Origin of the sequence: Flectobacillus roseus (assembly GCF_030056595.1) — a bacterium.
GTDB lineage: Bacteria > Bacteroidota > Bacteroidia > Cytophagales > Spirosomataceae > Flectobacillus > Flectobacillus roseus.
Genome location: NZ_JASHIF010000002.1, coordinates 974,780 through 991,644 on the forward strand (window position 1 = coordinate 974,780; position 16,865 = coordinate 991,644).

General features: G+C 37.1%; 17 protein-coding genes and 6 tRNA genes. 14 read left to right on the forward strand and 9 right to left on the reverse strand.

What is annotated here, in order from left to right:
* The first annotated feature begins 54 nt into the window (after nt 1–54).
* The 3 genes from QM524_RS04180 (at nt 55) to QM524_RS04190 (ending at nt 1,785) form a co-directional block, all read left to right on the forward strand.
* Nucleotides 55–378 carry a DUF3106 domain-containing protein gene (locus QM524_RS04180; RefSeq protein ID WP_283343625.1) on the forward strand — a complete coding sequence of 108 codons (324 nt, stop codon included), beginning with the start codon at nt 55–57 and terminating at the stop codon, nt 376–378.
* Between the two features lie 100 nt (nt 379–478).
* Nucleotides 479–1,390: a hypothetical protein gene (locus QM524_RS04185; RefSeq protein ID WP_283343626.1), complete on the forward strand. Its 912-nt coding sequence runs from the start codon at nt 479–481 to the stop codon at nt 1,388–1,390.
* A 77-nt stretch (nt 1,391–1,467) separates the two neighbouring features.
* A complete protein-coding gene (locus QM524_RS04190; protein ID WP_283343627.1) occupies nt 1,468–1,785 on the forward strand; it encodes a hypothetical protein in 318 nt (105 codons plus the stop codon).
* 134 nt (nt 1,786–1,919) lie between these two features.
* Here QM524_RS04190 and QM524_RS04195 read toward each other — a convergent pair whose 3' ends face one another.
* Both QM524_RS04195 and trhO read right to left on the reverse strand, forming a co-directional pair.
* Complete coding sequence (locus QM524_RS04195; RefSeq protein ID WP_283343628.1) at nt 1,920–2,786, reverse strand: nucleoside phosphorylase; 867 nt, start codon at nt 2,784–2,786, stop codon at nt 1,920–1,922.
* A gap of 101 nt (nt 2,787–2,887) precedes the next feature.
* A complete protein-coding gene (trhO, locus tag QM524_RS04200; RefSeq protein WP_283343629.1) occupies nt 2,888–3,880 on the reverse strand; it encodes an oxygen-dependent tRNA uridine(34) hydroxylase TrhO in 993 nt (330 codons plus the stop codon).
* Nucleotides 3,881–4,094: 214 nt separating this feature from the next.
* Here trhO and QM524_RS04205 point away from each other — a divergent pair, with 214 nt between their 5' ends.
* The 3 genes from QM524_RS04205 (at nt 4,095) to QM524_RS04215 (ending at nt 5,571) form a co-directional block, all read left to right on the forward strand.
* Nucleotides 4,095–4,709: a deoxynucleoside kinase gene (locus tag QM524_RS04205; RefSeq protein ID WP_095166056.1), complete on the forward strand. Its 615-nt coding sequence runs from the start codon at nt 4,095–4,097 to the stop codon at nt 4,707–4,709.
* Between the two features lie 232 nt (nt 4,710–4,941).
* Nucleotides 4,942–5,181, forward strand: coding sequence for a hypothetical protein (locus tag QM524_RS04210; RefSeq protein WP_283343630.1), 240 nt, complete (start codon nt 4,942–4,944; stop codon nt 5,179–5,181).
* A gap of 165 nt (nt 5,182–5,346) precedes the next feature.
* Nucleotides 5,347–5,571 carry a transposase gene (locus QM524_RS04215; RefSeq protein WP_283343631.1) on the forward strand — a complete coding sequence of 75 codons (225 nt, stop codon included), beginning with the start codon at nt 5,347–5,349 and terminating at the stop codon, nt 5,569–5,571.
* 90 nt (nt 5,572–5,661) lie between these two features.
* On the opposite strand, the gene QM524_RS04220 is transcribed toward QM524_RS04215, so the two are convergent.
* Nucleotides 5,662–5,745 (reverse strand) — tRNA-Leu (locus tag QM524_RS04220).
* Nucleotides 5,746–5,892: 147 nt separating this feature from the next.
* Between QM524_RS04220 and QM524_RS04225 the strand changes: the two genes are divergently transcribed.
* Nucleotides 5,893–6,288: a DUF3127 domain-containing protein gene (locus QM524_RS04225; RefSeq protein ID WP_095166063.1), complete on the forward strand. Its 396-nt coding sequence runs from the start codon at nt 5,893–5,895 to the stop codon at nt 6,286–6,288.
* 43 nt (nt 6,289–6,331) lie between these two features.
* On the opposite strand, the gene QM524_RS04230 is transcribed toward QM524_RS04225, so the two are convergent.
* From QM524_RS04230 to QM524_RS04245, 4 genes are all read right to left on the reverse strand, one after another.
* The gene (locus tag QM524_RS04230; protein WP_095166065.1) at nt 6,332–7,666 is read right to left on the reverse strand and encodes an ABC1 kinase family protein; all 1,335 of its coding nucleotides are present in this window, start codon (nt 7,664–7,666) and stop codon (nt 6,332–6,334) included.
* Between the two features lie 32 nt (nt 7,667–7,698).
* Nucleotides 7,699–8,331 carry a TetR family transcriptional regulator C-terminal domain-containing protein gene (locus QM524_RS04235; protein ID WP_283343632.1) on the reverse strand — a complete coding sequence of 211 codons (633 nt, stop codon included), beginning with the start codon at nt 8,329–8,331 and terminating at the stop codon, nt 7,699–7,701.
* A 116-nt stretch (nt 8,332–8,447) separates the two neighbouring features.
* Nucleotides 8,448–9,746, reverse strand: a complete 1,299-nt coding sequence (locus tag QM524_RS04240) for a M43 family zinc metalloprotease (RefSeq protein WP_283343633.1) — start codon at nt 9,744–9,746, stop codon at nt 8,448–8,450.
* Nucleotides 9,743–10,738, reverse strand: a complete 996-nt coding sequence (locus tag QM524_RS04245) for a PhoH family protein (protein WP_095166071.1) — start codon at nt 10,736–10,738, stop codon at nt 9,743–9,745. Before QM524_RS04245 ends, QM524_RS04240 begins: the two co-directional genes overlap by 4 nt.
* A gap of 194 nt (nt 10,739–10,932) precedes the next feature.
* On the opposite strand from QM524_RS04245, the gene dnaB reads away from it, so the two are divergent.
* Nucleotides 10,933–12,546, forward strand: a complete 1,614-nt coding sequence (gene dnaB, locus QM524_RS04250) for a replicative DNA helicase (protein WP_095166073.1) — start codon at nt 10,933–10,935, stop codon at nt 12,544–12,546.
* A gap of 202 nt (nt 12,547–12,748) precedes the next feature.
* Here the strand turns inward: dnaB and rlmD are convergent, their stop codons facing one another.
* Nucleotides 12,749–14,161, reverse strand: a complete 1,413-nt coding sequence (gene rlmD / locus QM524_RS04255; RefSeq protein ID WP_283343634.1) for a 23S rRNA (uracil(1939)-C(5))-methyltransferase RlmD — start codon at nt 14,159–14,161, stop codon at nt 12,749–12,751.
* 128 nt (nt 14,162–14,289) lie between these two features.
* Between rlmD and QM524_RS04260 the strand changes: the two genes are divergently transcribed.
* Entirely contained in the window at nt 14,290–15,105 is an 816-nt protein-coding gene (locus QM524_RS04260; protein ID WP_283343635.1) for an SDR family oxidoreductase, read from the forward strand.
* A 97-nt stretch (nt 15,106–15,202) separates the two neighbouring features.
* On the opposite strand, the gene QM524_RS04265 is transcribed toward QM524_RS04260, so the two are convergent.
* Nucleotides 15,203–15,703 carry an SH3 domain-containing protein gene (locus QM524_RS04265; protein WP_141234849.1) on the reverse strand — a complete coding sequence of 167 codons (501 nt, stop codon included), beginning with the start codon at nt 15,701–15,703 and terminating at the stop codon, nt 15,203–15,205.
* Nucleotides 15,704–16,028: 325 nt separating this feature from the next.
* Between QM524_RS04265 and QM524_RS04270 the strand changes: the two genes are divergently transcribed.
* From QM524_RS04270 to QM524_RS04290, 5 genes are all read left to right on the forward strand, one after another.
* Nucleotides 16,029–16,101 (forward strand) — tRNA-Lys (locus QM524_RS04270).
* A gap of 81 nt (nt 16,102–16,182) precedes the next feature.
* A tRNA-Lys gene (locus tag QM524_RS04275) sits at nt 16,183–16,255 on the forward strand.
* An 81-nt stretch (nt 16,256–16,336) separates the two neighbouring features.
* A tRNA-Lys gene (locus tag QM524_RS04280) sits at nt 16,337–16,409 on the forward strand.
* Between the two features lie 82 nt (nt 16,410–16,491).
* Nucleotides 16,492–16,564, forward strand: a tRNA-Lys gene (locus QM524_RS04285).
* Between the two features lie 82 nt (nt 16,565–16,646).
* Nucleotides 16,647–16,719, forward strand: a tRNA-Lys gene (locus tag QM524_RS04290).
* Nucleotides 16,720–16,865 lie beyond the last annotated feature (146 nt).

Genomic DNA, 16,865 nt, shown 5'->3' on the forward strand with positions numbered 1-16,865 from the left:
TTTTGTATCCATTAAAATTCTATTTCCATTTAATAACTACTAACATATTTTCTCATGAAGAAATATCTCTTTTCAACAATTATGTGTGCATTGGTAGCAATTACTGCAAATGCTCAAGAACCTAAAGGCTCAAAAGGCGAGGACAAGAAAAAAGCTAAAATCGAAGCTAAAACAGCTAATATGACTCCCGAAGAGAAAGCTAAGTTTGAAGCAAAAATGGCTGAAAGACAAGCGCAATGGGCCAATATGACGCCTGAACAGAAGGAAGCTGCCAAAGAAAAAATGAAAGAAGAAAGAGAAAAACGTAAAGCCATGACCCCAGAAGAGAGAAAAGCTGCAAAAGGAGAAGGGAAAATGCACGGTAAAAAGGGAGGTTGATTAAACATTGTACGCTAATTTAGGGTAAAAACCAATGCAGTATCCCAATCATTATTGGAAACTGTTTGGGTTTTTACCCTTTTTTCTTAATCACTCATTTATGAAACCACTTTTTTACGTAATATTTTTCTGTATTTCAGCACTATCTTTCTCATCGTACGCACAAGTATCCATGACGGATGAAGAAATGGATAAAGTCATAGATAGTTTATTATACAACCAACCACAATCTGAACTATCGGTATTTCTTCAATATCAAAACAGAACCTATTTTTCGGGTAGAGATTTGGGAGTTAAGCAATGGAATTCAACACTTGGGATTTCTTATACTCATAAATCTGGATTGAGTTTTGATGCAGGCGCTTTTGCTTACAGTAAGAGTGACCCCATGGTTCAAATGCTTTATACCTCTATTGGTTACTCAAGAGACTTTGGAGAGAATCTATCAATAGGACTCGAACAAGGCAGGATGATAGAAACCAAACCAGAAATAGGTTTTTCCAATCCCTTAGCCAACTGGAGTGGTTTATCTGTAGGTTATTCGTTAGATAAGTTTTATTCTACGCTCGATTACACCTTGCTATGGGGAAGCGACAATACAAGTAGACTACGACTCGGCTTGAGTTATGGTTTATTGTATCACAAATCTTCAAGTGGTCTTAAGCTATCTATTACTCCGAAGGTTTTGTCAAGTTTAGGAACTCAAGCAGTTACCTACTCACAGTATTGGGATAGCTCCGTTAGTATGAATACTGATTCAACTGGTACTTCGAATGTGTATTATGTGGTCAACAAACAGGGTAAAAAGGTTTTATTGAAAAATCTCAATTCAACTATCTTTGGGCTAATGGCTTTAGACTTTTCTTGTAGATTTACAGGAAATTACAAAAGGTATAGACTCGATATTGTCCCTCATTTGTTAAAGCCCTTCAAGCTTTATCCGGGTGAAACTGTTAGTACGGGTCTGAAGTTTTTTGTCTCGATGGGATTGTATTACAGTATCAAATACTAGAAGCTTTTCATTCCATTAAACCTTTTGCCTGAGAGCAAAGTCAAAGAGGAAAAATAAACCTTTTACTTTAGTTACTCATGAAAAAAATCGTGTTTTTAAGTATGATATTGCTGACAGGAGTAATATCTGCCAATGGCCAAACAAGTCAAGAAAGTACTAAACAGAGAAAAAGAGAAAGAGTGGAGGCAAGACTTGCCAATTTGACACCCGAGCAGAAAGCCAAATTAGAAGAAAAAGCTGCTGCCCGTAAAGCAATGATGGATTCTTTATCCCCTGAAGAAAAAGCAGCATTGAAAGGTAAGAGAAAAGAGCTTTTAGAAAAATGGAGAAGCTTAAGTCCAGAAGAACGAAAAGCCCTCAAAGAAGAATGGAAAGCTAAAAAAGCTGGAAATTAGAAAGCACGACTCATTCCGATTTTAGCGATTGAGTGCATGAGTGATTATTTTAATAGGTATTTTACTTCTTTAGACGCAAACATGGTGTCTCTACAATTAATCACTCATTCACTCAATCTCAATTCACTAAAAGTTTATAGCCCAGTGATTTTCTCAAGTACCTGTTGAATCAAACTTTCGGTATGTTTTTCTGGATTTTTCGAAAATTGATGAGTCATTCTTGAGGCCACAATTGCACTCATGGACAGTACCTCGTGTCCCAATAATTCTCCAAATAAATAATATCCAGCAGTTTCCATCTCCAAATTTGTCAACACACTCCCTTGAAAGGAAAATTGATTAAATTTTTGAAGTAAATTCTCTTGTTTAGGAGTATATCTCAAAATCCTACCTTGCGGTGCATAAAACCCTGGACATGTCACTGTGTTGCCTTCAAAATACAATGGATTCTTATCATCAAATAGCAAATCATAAAGTTTCTCTGAACCAAACGAAGTGTACGACAGAAAATCCAAGTTCAATTGTGATTGAATTGCCTCTGAAAAGGAGGAGGTCGGAGTTGGATAAAAATGACCCAAAGCATCAAACCCAATTCCTCTTTTTGATACAACGTAGCTATCCACTGGAATACTTTCTTGGAGACTTCCTGAGGTGCCTATCCGTACGATATTGAGGCTAGTATGTTCTTGTTTGATAGTTCGGGTGGGTAAGTCAACATTGACAAGAGCATCTAGTTCATTCATCAAAATTTCGACGTTGTCGGTACCAATTCCACTCGAAATAACAGACAGTCGGGTGTTTCCGATATATCCTGTATGTGTAACAAACTCACGTTTCGAGACCTTTTTGTCTATTTTGTCAAAATATTTAGATACTACCTCTACGCGGTCGGGGTCGCCTACCGTAATAATGGTATTGGCAATATCTTCTGGGCGTAAGTTCAAATGATAAATGCTTCCATCAGGATTGATGATTAAGTCTGTTTCAGAAATCGAGTTCATAGGTTATTTTTTTAAGATTGTTGATTTTTCGTATTTCCTAAGTTAAAAATAAAAAACCTCCCACCGAAATGAGAGGTTTTTTATTTTGTATCAAATGTTAATTATTCTGCACTAAGTTGGAAGCTTGAATAATCTACGTTTGTTTTTTGACGACTTTTGAATCCAAATTCTGGTGAATAGTTGTCAGACTGTTTGCTGTAATAACCAGAAGGATTATATGGACGTTTGCGCGGATGATTTTTACATTCGTCAGAACAAGCACCTTCCATTTTTTCTAAACAACTTGGACAAATAGGTACATGCTCATTACATTCTGGATTGGCACAGTTTACCATATGGTCGCTAATTGTTTCGCAAATATGGCATTTTGAAATAACCTCTGGATTCACTGTATTTACTGAAGTAGTAACACGGTTGTCAAATACATAGCATTTGCCTTCAAAATCTTCTCCACCTTCTTCCAAACCATATTTGATAATACCACCATGTAACTGGTACACATTTTCAAACCCTTTTTCAATCAAATAAGCGGAGGCCTTTTCGCATTTGATGCCACCAGTACAGTAAGTAATGATTTTCTTATCTTTCAAATGCTCAATTTCATGAACATGGTCTGGCAACTCGCGCAAGGTTTCCATGTCGAAGGTGATAGCACCTTTAAATTTCCCTACCGAATGTTCGTAATTAGAGCGCATATCTACCAAGACAACATCTGGGTCATTTTTCAATAACTCTTTAAAATCAGCTGGCTCGAGGTGTTTTCCTGTGCGCACACGAGGATTAACTGGCAAATCAGAATTAACGATTTCTTCTTTGACACGTACATGCAATTTTGCAAAAGCATGAGTATCGTGTTCTTCTACTTTGAAATCAAAGTCACTTCCTGCAAAAATTGGATCGTTTTGCAACCATTGCATATACTTTTCACAATCTTCTGCTAAACCAGAAACTGTTCCGTTCAGCCCTTCAGCCGCTACAATGATACGACCTAGAAGGTTGTTTTCGATACAATATAAGTGATGAATTTCTCTATATTCCTCAGGATTGGGAATTGGAGTATAATTGTAATATAAAAGCACTCTGTATGGCTTCATCTTCAACATGAGTTACAGATTAAAAATTGATTTAAGTTACAAAGATAATTAAGTTATGTGAATGTCACAAAATGATTGAATCTTGCCAGAGGTCTTAGGTTTGGATTTTGAGGTAAAAAAATAGACCTTTGCAACGTTTTAAAGAAAAATGTTATTTGTCTTGAGCGAAATAGACTTCTCAAGCAAATTCATATCTCATCATCATCTTCATTTTATGCATATAGCAGTTACAGGAAATATTGGCGCGGGAAAAACCACTTTAGCCAGCAAATTAGCAGATCATTTTGGTTGGGAAGTGCTTTTCGAAGCGGTTGAGGGTAATCCTTATTTAGCAGAATTTTATTCAGATATGCCTCGTTGGGCATTTCATTTACAAATGTATTTTTTGAAAAGTCGTTACGAGCAAGTAATGCAAATCCAGCGTTCAAATCGTCGTATTATTCAGGATCGTACCATATATGAAGATGCTTTTATTTTTGCTATGAACCTATACAAAACAGGTATTATGAGCGAAAATGATTATGCAACGTATCGCGGGATTTTTGATTTGATGATGCAAACTGTAAAAGCTCCAGATTTGACAATTTATCTGAAAGCTGATTTGCCTAAACTGGTTCGCCAAATAGAAAAACGCGGTCGTGATTTTGAGGCAAACATCTCTCATCAATATCTTGCTGATTTGAACAATCATTATGAGGAGTTTGTCAATGGGTATACTGAAGGAAAGCTCTTAGTAATAGATGTCAACGATTTGGATTATGTAAATAATACGGAGCATTTTGAACAAGTCATAAAAGAAGTTGACAAAGCACTTTTGTATCAAAAGTAAGATTGATCCAGTATAAAGGATTACCAAAACATAAGAAGTGACATTTGACATTTCTTATTGCTTTTACTTTTGAAATATATTATATTTCAGCAATGTATTCCAGATTAAATGATTTTTCAATCACTTTTTAAATATATTGCTGATTTTAATAATTCGGCTAATAGAAAGTCAAGCATTCAAGCGCATAAAATACCTTTAAATAATTAAGACAATAATCGTTAAGCCTAAACTAATGTCGATAGAAAATTTTTACGAACCCGAACAAGATGAAAATGAGTCAAGCTCAGCGTATGATCAATATAATTTTACTGAGTTGGCCGAGAAACTTCGTAATTCATCATCATATATCAATGTCTTAAAACAACAGATTGCGGAGGAACCACAAGGCAGTGAGGAGCAAACTAAGGCAAAATTCAAACGCCTTAAAGAGATGTATTATAAAGCCAAGACTGAAGGGGAATTAAAAAAATAATAAAATAGAAAAAGGTACTCACTTGTGGGTACCTTTTTCTATTTTGGCGTCGTGATACTTGTATTCTGTCTGAATCGTCATATAAAAATCTTTTGGGTTATGAGTTATAATTTACTAACCAAAGATATTTGTTTGTCAATTACAATCCACTAAAGAAAGATGAGAATGAAGTATTCAAGCGAGCTAATTTTTGAAATTCTAAACGAAATGCTCTCAGGCAAAAGTATGAATGCCATTGCACGTGAAAAAGGTATTCCAATATCTACCATTTTCAGTTGGAAACAACAACATATAGAATACTATACCAAGATAGAAGACCAAAAAGAGAAGTTTAGAAGATTAAAAGAAAATTACCAAAAAGCAGACGTCAAAAAGAATAAAGTAAAGTAACAAAATGGATGTTGATTTAGCCTCTCAAATTTGAGAGGTTTTTTTGTACTTTCGCCATAAAAAAAGCGTCCTGATTTCTCAGAACGCTCGTGACGATGGGGAGACTCGAACTCCCATACGGTTACCCGCACTACCACCTCAAAGTAGCGTGTCTACCAATTCCACCACATCGCCTTGTACTTTGATGATGCAAAAGTAGAGAGATAAATTGACAAAGCAAAATAGTACTAATCACTTTTTTTAAATAAAAAATGTAGGATTTTTTTAAGTATTTGAAAATCAGAAATTAAATTAGCATATTATTTTTAAACTTTTTTTTTGATGGCATTAGAATTAGAAGGTACTTTGATCAAAGTACAACCTGAACAAACAGGAAGCGGTAAAAACGGTCAGTGGGTGAAACAAGAGTTTGTTGTTGAAACACAGGAGCAATATCCTAAAAAAGCGTGCTTCTCGGCTTGGGGAGACCGTACAGCTGATTTGAAACAATTTGCTTTAGGTGACAAACTTAAGGTGACCTTCAGTGTAGAATCAAGAGAATACAACGATCGTTGGTATACAGACTTAAGAGCTTATCGTATTGATTTGGCATCTGAATCATCGGCAGCTGCTCCTGCATCAAATACGTATCAAGCGCCAGCACAGCGTCCTGCTGCGCCACAAGCTTCATCGGTGGATTTACCTTCATTTAGTGAGGATGAAGATTTACCGTTCTAATCAAAGACAAAAAAATAGCGTTGATTTCTCAACGCTATTTTTTTTATGCAAACTCTCCTTTGAGCTTTTGAGATTTGAGCCAATCGGGTTTGGTAATGCTAACTTCTGCTCGGAGTTCGTTCAGTAGGGAGTATAAACCAAAATAGGTTCTGTTGATATACAGTCCGTGTTGAGAACCTCTAGCTACTTTCGAATTTCGGAGCTCATCTAGTTTCTGAAGTTTTTCGGCATACAAATAAACTTGCTCAAAATAGCTATCATCTGCAAAGTCAAAAGTTTCTTCTCCAAACGGACGACCCAATAAGTAAATCATTTCTTTGAATAACTTAGAAAAGAAAGAAGATTCTTCTGCTGAGTCTGAAGCTACAATAAATTCGAGGGTTTTGAAGATTTCATTCATTTTCGCCTCGTCTTCCAGAGTATCAAAATTAATTAGCGCGAAATAATTATCGTAAAACAATTCTGGAATTACCTTGATACAACCAAAGTCAATTATTCCCATAGTGCCATCTTCACGCATCAAGAAATTGCCGGGATGTGGATCGGCATGGACTTGGCGTAGGTTGTGAATTTGGAAATCATAGAAATCCCAGAGGGCTTGCCCAATTTGATTTCTAATTTCTTGTGAAGGATTTGTCGCTAAAAACTCCTTCATGTGCAGACCTTCGAGCCAATCCATTGTCAGAATTTTGTCACAAGAAAGTTCTGGATAGTATTTTGGAAAAAACACATTCGGAATGTGAGCACAAGCTTTCGAAATTTCTACCGAACGTTCTAACTCCAAAACATAATTGGTTTCTTCCAACAAACGAGCATGCACTTCGCCCATGTATCGGTCCACATCCTTTTCATTAAGTCCAAACATCGCAACTGCAATGGGTTTTACCATTTTGAGGTCAGCACCAATACTTTCTGAAACACCTGGATACTGTATTTTTACGGCTAATGGCTTTCCATTTAATTCCGCTTTGTGAACCTGACCGATAGACGCAGCATTCGATGCGCTCATTTCGAAGGTATCGAACAACTCGCTTGGAGACTTTTTGAAATGTTTTTTAAAGGTTTTAACCACCAATGGTCCCGACAGTGGAGGTGCCGAGTATTGAGACATAGCAAATTTTTCCCGATACGCTCTTGGTAAAAGGCCTTTATCCATACTCAACATTTGAGTGACCTTGAGTGCAGAACCTTTAAGTTCGCTCAGAGATTCATAAATATCTTCTGCATTATCTTGATGTAACTCTTCTTTAGGAGTAGTTGGGTCAATGATTTTTTTGACATTATGTTTGAGATAATTTCCTCCAATTTTTACCCCTGTTTTTACAAACTGTGTTGCACGCGCCACTTTGGAGGTAGGTATCGAATTTTGTTCTTTCATAATAAGGCACTAGTTCTTATGTCAAACTAGCATTAGCGATTTTGATACAAAAATTTGGCAAAGTCTAACACCGAATCCAATGCCGAACTGGCCATCAAGTCGAAGGATGTATTAACAGCTTTTTCAATCATGGCATCAGTCTGCTCAAATCCTTTTGAACGGTCTTTTACCCAAAAATCCAAAACCATTAATAGCTGAAGCCATAGCGCATCTGGGTAGCGCTCGTCCAAATATTTTCTTGGCTGAACCTCCTTGCTTTCTTTACCTTCCATAATTAAATCTCTCGCAAAATTCTTGAACGAAGTTTTGAGGTCGGTTAAAAAAGTAGGGGTCTTTAATTTACGCTTGTCAATTAATCGCCATGTTTGTGAAGCATAGCTTCGGTTTTCTTTCAAAACCTCGATCCAAGTGTAATAAAAGGCCAATAACTTCTCTCTTACTGAGTATCCCGAATAGATAGAGTCGCTTTCTATGCGGGTAACTGTGTCTTTGAAAAAGTCCAACCAAATGTTAGTTTCCAATAGCTCAAATGAATTGTAGTATTCATAAAATTCTACTTCCTTCATCTTAAGCTTTTTGGTAAAAGCATAAACCGATGGTGGATGTGTACCATTTTCTAAAAAATACTCAATAAAAGCCTGTTTGATTTTTTCTGATTTTTCCATACTCGTTCCGTTTGTGTAGATAACATGATGTAAAAAAACATTGTTTAATTTAATTGGGAAATTTTTCAATAAAAATACAAAAGCCTTCCATGATATGTGTTCAGGGAAGGCTTTTATTATTTTAAAACAAACATTCTAACTACTTTGGTTTCTTTCGAAGTATTTACTCTCAGAAAATACATTCCATTTGCATAGCTGGAGGTATTAATCAAGAAATAGTTAGAAGTCACATTTTGATAATTATATTCATTTAGCGTATTGCCATTTTCAGAAATAAGTTGAATCGTGATATTTTCAGTTCCGCTAAATTGTACCTTAATATTGGCACTGCTTTTCACTGGATTCGGATCAATGCTCACCTGTAGCGCGTTACTTTCTGAAACAACAGTCGAGTTGTTGACAAGTGACTTTCTGCGATAACTTAATTCTAAGGCTGCTCTAGTTCTTATTTTTTGATCATTTGTAAAGAGACTCATACAAACATCAGGCGAATAATCCATATAGTTCTCAATTTGATTGGTAACTGTATTGCCATCGCAGGTAGAGGTCATTTTGTTACAAGTGAATCCATTATTTAGACTCTCGATAGTTGGCGTGTCATCACAATAATCGGTGCCACAGCGAACATCGCCTGTTGGGTGTAATAAACCTAGCCAGTGCCCAACTTCATGCGTGGTTGTTCTACCCATGTTGTAAGTTGTACTAATAGTTCCACAGCATCTGCCAAAATATCGATAATCTATAACCACTCCATCGAATATTTGTTGCTCGGCTGCTTCTGATGTATTTGGAATAAGCCCAGGCAAATAGGCATCAAACGGAAAACCTGAATACCCAATCGTGAGTGGAGTTGAGGTTGTTCCACTCTTTACAACATAAATATTCAGATACTTATAAGGATTCCATTTTGAGAAAGCAGTAATCGCACTTAACTCCTTGATAATATCAAAGCCAGTTTTGGTGGTATAATGTCTTGTAATTCCTTTGGTTGTTTCGCCTGTGGCCGTAGAGTCTGCCAAAAAGAATTCAATTTGCATATCTGCACCAACTGGATTAGTGTTATAGCCTGCTGTTCCTTCTTTCTTTCTGTAGTCTTCGTTGAGGGTTTGAATTTGAGACAAAATTTGCTCATCACTGATATTGATGTTGTTGGTTCCACCAATGATTTTGCTAGCTGTATTATGAATCACATGAACCACTACAGGAATACGTATGGTCTGATATGCTGTCGTTCTTGAGGCTTTCAGAGCACTGGTATACTGCTGAACCTGATATTCAAAATTACTTTTTTGCTGTAACCATTTCTGGTTGATGGTTTGATTCAGAGAGTCCTGAAATACAACACCACATTTGCTTTGTGCAAATGTGGTGTATGAAAAAATAACAGCTAGTGTGCTTAAAATGCTTTTTTTCATTTTTGGAAAGATGAATAAGATTTTTGTGCTTCTTTTTCCGCATCAGCCTTATCATAAGCCATAATAATGTCTCTTACCAAGCGGTGACGTACAACATCTTTACCATCTAGTTCAATAAAAGAAATACCCTTGATCCCTTGCAAAATTTTGGTAGCTTCAACCAAGCCTGACTTTACTTTGGTTGGTAAGTCTATCTGTGATTTATCCCCTGTGATAATCACTTTAGAATTCACCCCCATACGAGTCAAGAACATTTTCATTTGCATTGGCGTTGTGTTTTGGGCTTCATCCAATAAAACAAATGCATTGTTCAGGGTACGACCACGCATGTATGCCAAAGGAGCTATCTCAATGACACGGTTTTCGATAAAGAACTTCAACTTTTCTGGTTGAATCATATCATCGAGCGCGTCATAGATTGGACGTAGATACGGGTCAATTTTTTCTTTTAAATCACCGGGTAAGAAGCCTAAGTTTTCACCTGCCTCTACCGCTGGACGCGTAATGATAATTTTTTTGACTTCCTTATTCTTGAGGGCTTTTACCGCAAGAGCAACTGCTGTATAGGTTTTTCCTGTACCAGCAGGACCAATTGCGAATACGATATCATTTTCTGCGGCGGCATCTATGAGCTTTTTTTGGTTAGGCGATTTCACGCGAATAACCACCCCTTTAGTGCCGTACAACAAGACATCGTCGTCCTCTTTTATGATAACAGGTGTCTCTTCTTCATTATTCTTATCCCTAGAAAGATACGTTTTTACTTGTTCTGTTGTAATTTTGCCGTACTTCTGAAAATGCACAACCATCGACTCAATAATTTCGGTAATCTTGACAATGTCAGAAATAGATCCTCTGATGGTGATTTCGTTACCTCTTGAGATAAGTTTACTTTGTGGAAAAGCTTCAGCTACTACTTTAATATTGCTGTTTTCAACGCCAAGGAAACCAACTAACTCAACGTCTTCGAGTGTAATTATTTTTTCTGTCAAATCTAAAAATGAATAAAAGTTAATCGATGATTTAGTCTTATAAGTTACTAATCTAACAAAAATAACGCTTGTTTGTGTTCGCTTGTTATAAGATTAATTCGAAGTTTTTTTTTGACTCTGTAAATCAAACCCTTAGGTTTTTTTTGCAAAATGGGATTGTGGTAATATGAGAAAATATTTGTAAAATTGTATTAATGGAACAGTCAAACAGAAATAATACCTTTAAAAAGCCCTCCAATTTTGCTGGAGGTCGAATATCTGCGACCAATCGTTGGCTGGATACAGGTTTGGGTAAAATCCCACCTCAAGCTGTCGATTTGGAAGAAGCTGTGCTTGGGGCTTTGATGATAGAGAAGGATGCTCTTACCGCAGTGGTGGACATTTTGAAACCTGACTCATTTTATAAAGAAGCACACCAAAGAATATATGGAGCCATTACTCAGCTTTTTGCTGCGTCTGAGCCAATAGATTTACTTACAGTAACCAACCAATTACGCACAAATGGTGAATTAGAAATGGCTGGTGGGGTATCTTACCTTGCCGAATTAACGCAAAGAGTTAACTCAGCGGCTAACATCGAATTTCACGCTCGTATTGTTGTAGAACATTCTTTAAAGAGACAATTGATTACGGTATCTTCTGAAATCCAAAAAATGGCCTATGAAGATACAACAGATGTATTCCAATTGTTGGATAGGGTAGAACAAGAACTTTTTAGAATTTCAGAGGCTAATATTCGTAAAAACTATTCGGATATGTCGCAGATTATGCGTGCGGCCTTGTTGGAATTAGAAATGAAGAAAAATCAGAAGGATGGTCTTACGGGGGTTCCTTCTGGATTTAGTGCTTTGGATAGAATTACTTCTGGTTTCCAAAAAACTGAATTAATTATCATCGCTGCTCGCCCTGGTATGGGTAAAACAGCCTTGATTCTTTCTGCTTGTCGTAATGCAGCAGTAGATTTTGGGCAAGCAGTAGCCGTATTTTCTTTGGAGATGTCCTCGGTTCAGCTTGTCAACCGTTTGATTTCATCAGAAGCGGAATTAGAATCTGAAAAGCTAAGAAAAGGTAATTTGGCTCCTCACGAATGGGCTCAATTACACGCAAAAATTGGTCGTTTAACAAATGCCCCAATTTTCATTGATGATACGCCAGCTTTGTCACTTCTCGAACTCCGTGCTAAGGCGCGTCGTTTGAAAGCACAGCACGATATTCAAATGATTGTGATTGACTATTTACAACTCATGTCGGGTGATACAGGAGGAAAAGGAGGAGGAAACCGAGAGCAAGAAATTGCAACCATTTCTCGTTCCTTGAAACAACTGGCCAAAGAGTTGGATGTACCTGTTATTGCGCTTTCGCAGTTGAGCCGTGCGGTAGAAACTCGTGGAGGCGATAAAAAACCTCAATTATCCGATTTACGTGAGTCTGGGTCAATCGAGCAAGATGCGGATATGGTAATGTTTATTTATCGTCCAGAATACTATGGTATTACTCAGGATGAGAATGGTCAGTCCATTGCAGGAATGGGTGAGTTGATTATCGCTAAAAACCGTGCTGGTTCACTAGATACAGTTCAGTTAAGATTTATTGGTAAGTACACCAAATATTGCGATTTGGACGCTACCGACTATTCAAGCTTCACTGGTGGTGATTCACTACAATCTTTTGCCGCTGTTCCAGATACGATGGCAACCTTTGAAGGTGGTGCTAGAACTGTAGGTAGTAAAATGAATAATTTCCAATCAGGCGGAGGAGAAATGCCATCTTTTGGTACAACTCCACCAAATCAGGATGTACCATTTTAAAATTAGTGAGTTTTGATTGAGTGAATGAGTTATTGTATTTAAAATATATCATGACAATAAAAACATCAAAAAAGGGGTCGAAAATTGTTTTCGACCCCTTTTTTGATATATTTAAAAGTTGGTTAATAAGCCTAATCTGGAATATGTTCCGATCAAAAAGTAACCACTCATTCACTAAATCAAAACTCACTAAATAAAACCACTATCTCTTGACCAATTTCACAACGTTCTCTACGTGGTGCGTCTGCGGGAACATATCTACTGGCTGAACGGCTTCAACACGATATTTTAGGTCTAATAACGCCAAGTCACGAGCTTGTGTGGCAGGATTACAACTTACATAAACAATCGTGTGAGGTTCGGCATTTAGGAGCGTTTGTACGACTGGCTCATCCATACCTGCACGTGGAGGGTCGGTAATTACCACGTCTGGACGTCCCTTGGCATCGATAAATGAATCATCTAATAGTTTACGCATATCACCTGCATAAAATTCTGTATTATCGATTCCATTGATTTGAGAGTTTACCTTCGCATCCTCAACCGCCATTTCTACATATTCCAAACCAATTACTTTTTTCGCTTGTCTTGCTACAAAGTTAGCAATTGTACCAGTTCCAGTGTAAAGGTCATAAACAAACTCAGAACCCGTTAAACCAGCATAATCACGTGTGATTTTGTATAATTCGTACGCTTGTTTTGAGTTAGTTTGGTAAAAAGATTTTGGCCCAACTCTGTATTTCAAGCCTTCCATTTCTTCTACAATGTATGGCAAGCCTTTGTAGTTAACTACCTCTAAATCAAAGAACGTATCATTTCCTTTGGTATTGATAATATAGTTTAACGACGTAATTTGTGGGAAGTTAGCATCCAAAAATTCCATCACCAAGCTAATTTGGTCTTCAGTGGCATAAGCAAACTGTACGATGACCATCAAGTCACCTGTCGTAGCGGTACGAATAATCAAATTGCGCAAAGCACCTTTTTCCTGCTTGATTTGCTCATAATAGTCAATTTGATGTTTTTGAGCTAATTCATGCAAAGCATTACGAATTTGATTAGAAGGATCTGGCTGTAAATAGCAGTGGTCTACATGCAAAATTTTGTCATAACGCTTAGGGACGTGAAAGCCTAAGGCATTACGAGAAAACTCTTCGCCAGACTGGATTTGTTCAACCGTCAACCAACGGTTTTGAGAGAAAGTATATTCTAATTTATTTCTATAATAGAATGTTTCTCCAGAACCTAAGATTGGATTGATGCTAGGAAGATCCACTTTAGCGATTCTTTCCAAGGCATCAGTCACTTGTTTAGTTTTAAATGACAATTGGGTTGCATAATCAATATGTTGCCATTTACAGCCTCCACATGTTCCAAAATGATCACAAACAGTTTGTGTTCTGTAAGGTGAACTTGGTTTTATATTTAGAGCTGTCGCTTCATAATAGCTTCTTTTTGATTTCGTTATGCGTAAATCCGCATAGTCGCCAGGAGCCACAGGGCCGTCGATAAAAATAACTTTATCCTCGACACGACTGATACATTTTGCCTCAGCTGCAAAATCTTCTACCAAGACATTTTCAAAAATGATATTTTCTTTGTGCTTTTTTCTCATAAGGTTGCAAAATTACAAAAAAGAGCCACATAAATCGAAATCTTTGGACAACAACTAAACTAAAAAATGTATTTTGCTAATTAATCCCTAATTTTGAAAATCTTAAACACAAGTATAGATATAGTATTATGAAAGATAAAGTAGTCATTATTACTGGGGCATCGTCGGGTATTGGTAAAGCCATGGCTTTTGCCTTTGGTCATGAAGGTGCAAAAGTTGTAATCACTGGACGTAAACAGGCTCCTTTGGAGGAAACTAGCAAAGAGCTTAGTCAAGTAGGGATAGATAACCTTGCTATTGTCTCAGATGTCAGCCTTGAGGAGGATAATATAAAGGTGGTGGAACAAACTGTCGCCAAATATGGCAGAATAGACATCCTCATCAATAACGCGGGCATTTCTATGCGCTCCATGTTTGAAGATTGCGATGTGGACGTTATCAAAAAGGTCATGGACATAAATTTCTATGGGATGGTTTATGCCACTAAATACGCTTTGCCTTATATCAAAAAAGCCAAGGGTTCAATTGTAGGAATCTCTTCAATTGCAGGATACCGTGGACTACCAGTTAGAATTGGCTATTCAGCTTCAAAATTCGCCATGAATGGCTTTTTGGAGGCACTACGTACGGAGTTGCTTTATGAAGACGTACATGTGTTGACTGCTTGCCCTGGTTTTACCGCCTCTAATATCCGTGTAGCCTCTTTGGGAGGAAATGGTCAAACCAAGGGAGAAACAATGCGAGATGAAGGAAATATGATGTCTGCGGAGGAAGTAGCGGCTCAAATTCTCAAAGCAGTGAAGAATCGTAAGCGAGAACTCATTTTAACCACTCAGGGTAAGCTTACTGTATTTCTCAACAAGTTTTTACCTTCTTTGACAGATAAGCTTACTTTTAATACACTTGCTAAAGAGAAGGATTCTCCTTTGAAGAAAAAAAAATAGAATTGTTCTAGTAAAAATTTAGAGAATGAGTGATTGATCTCTCTATTAAACATTTTAAGATAATCACTCATTCACTAACTCACCATTCACTCATTACCTATTCCACCTGCCAGAGGTCCGTTTGTTTGACATACAGGAGTTGGTCTTCCCAAAATACTCTTTTCCAAATATCGCTCCCTCCAATAATATTAAGTCGATGCCCTTTATTGATGACATATTCAACGGGTGCACCAGCTGAAGGGCTTTTTCTCAAAATTACATGATCGGCATTAATAATGCCTTGATGATACTTATCAGGAAGATTCAATAATGTCCAAACGCCAATCAAGTAAATTCCTAAAATAACTTTTTGTGAACTTGGGATATATTCATTTCTATATTTTTTTCCGATCAAAACTACAAAAACATATAATCCTATCAACAGCATCAGTGCTACCAAAAAGCCAGAATAGGTTTTGTAAACCAATATTAAGAAATTAAAATCATTTAATTCGTACCCTTTTAATTGATGATCTTGGGCAATTGTGTAGAGTTTTGAGAGAATTTTATCGTCGGGACTTGTCTCAAAAGACTTGTTGAGGTAATAAAGTGTCCTCAAATAGTCACCTTTTTGTTCATTTATTTTGGCAAGCTTTAAAAAAATAATGTGTGACGGATGTTCCAATTTTGTCAATTCTCGCTCAAAAATCCGCTCAGCCGCACCATAATTTTGAATTTTGTATAAAGAATCTGCATTTTTTAGTGAAGCTGTATTGTCCAGACACCTAGAAAGTTGCGGAATCGTAACGAAGAAAAATAAAAAAAATATAACTTTTTTTAGATGGATGGCTTGCATTATGTTTCTAGAAGTAGTAGTTTTGCACCGCAATTAAGGAAAACGAAACAGAACAACAAAAATACTGAAAACGCTTCTTATATGCAACGATTCCGTAGCTCAGTTGGTAGAGCAATACACTTTTAATGTATGGGTCCTGGGTTCGAGTCCCAGCGGGATCACCGAGAAGTCTAGTACGATAGACGATTTTAGATAAATTTTTGACTTAGCTTTTGCGAAGCAAATCTTAAAAAATAAGTACCGATTCCGTAGCTCAGTTGGTAGAGCAATACACTTTTAATGTATGGGTCCTGGGTTCGAGTCCCAGCGGGATCACTGAGATGTCTAGCACGATAGATGTTTTAAGATAAATTTTTGACTTAGCTTTTGCGATGCAAATCGTAAGAAATAAGTACCGATTCCGTAGCTCAGTTGGTAGAGCAATACACTTTTAATGTATGGGTCCTGGGTTCGAGTCCCAGCGGGATCACCGAGAAGTCTAGCACGATAGACGTTTTAAGATAAATTTTTTGATTTAGTTTTTGCGATGTAAATCGTAAGAAATAAGTACCGATTCCGTAGCTCAGTTGGTAGAGCAATACACTTTTAATGTATGGGTCCTGGGTTCGAGTCCCAGCGGGATCACCGAGAAGTCTAGCACGATAGACGTTTTAAGATAAATTTTTTGACTTAGCTTTTGCGATGTAAATCGTAGGAAATAAGTACCGATTCCGTAGCTCAGTTGGTAGAGCAATACACTTTTAATGTATGGGTCCTGGGTTCGAGTCCCAGCGGGATCACCGAGAAGTCTAGCACGATAGACGTTCTAAGATAAATTTTTTGACTTAGCTTTTGCGATGTAAATCGTAGGAAATAAGTACCGATTCCGTAGCTCAGTTGGTAGAGCAATACACTTTTAATGTATGGGTCCTGGGTTCGAGTCCCA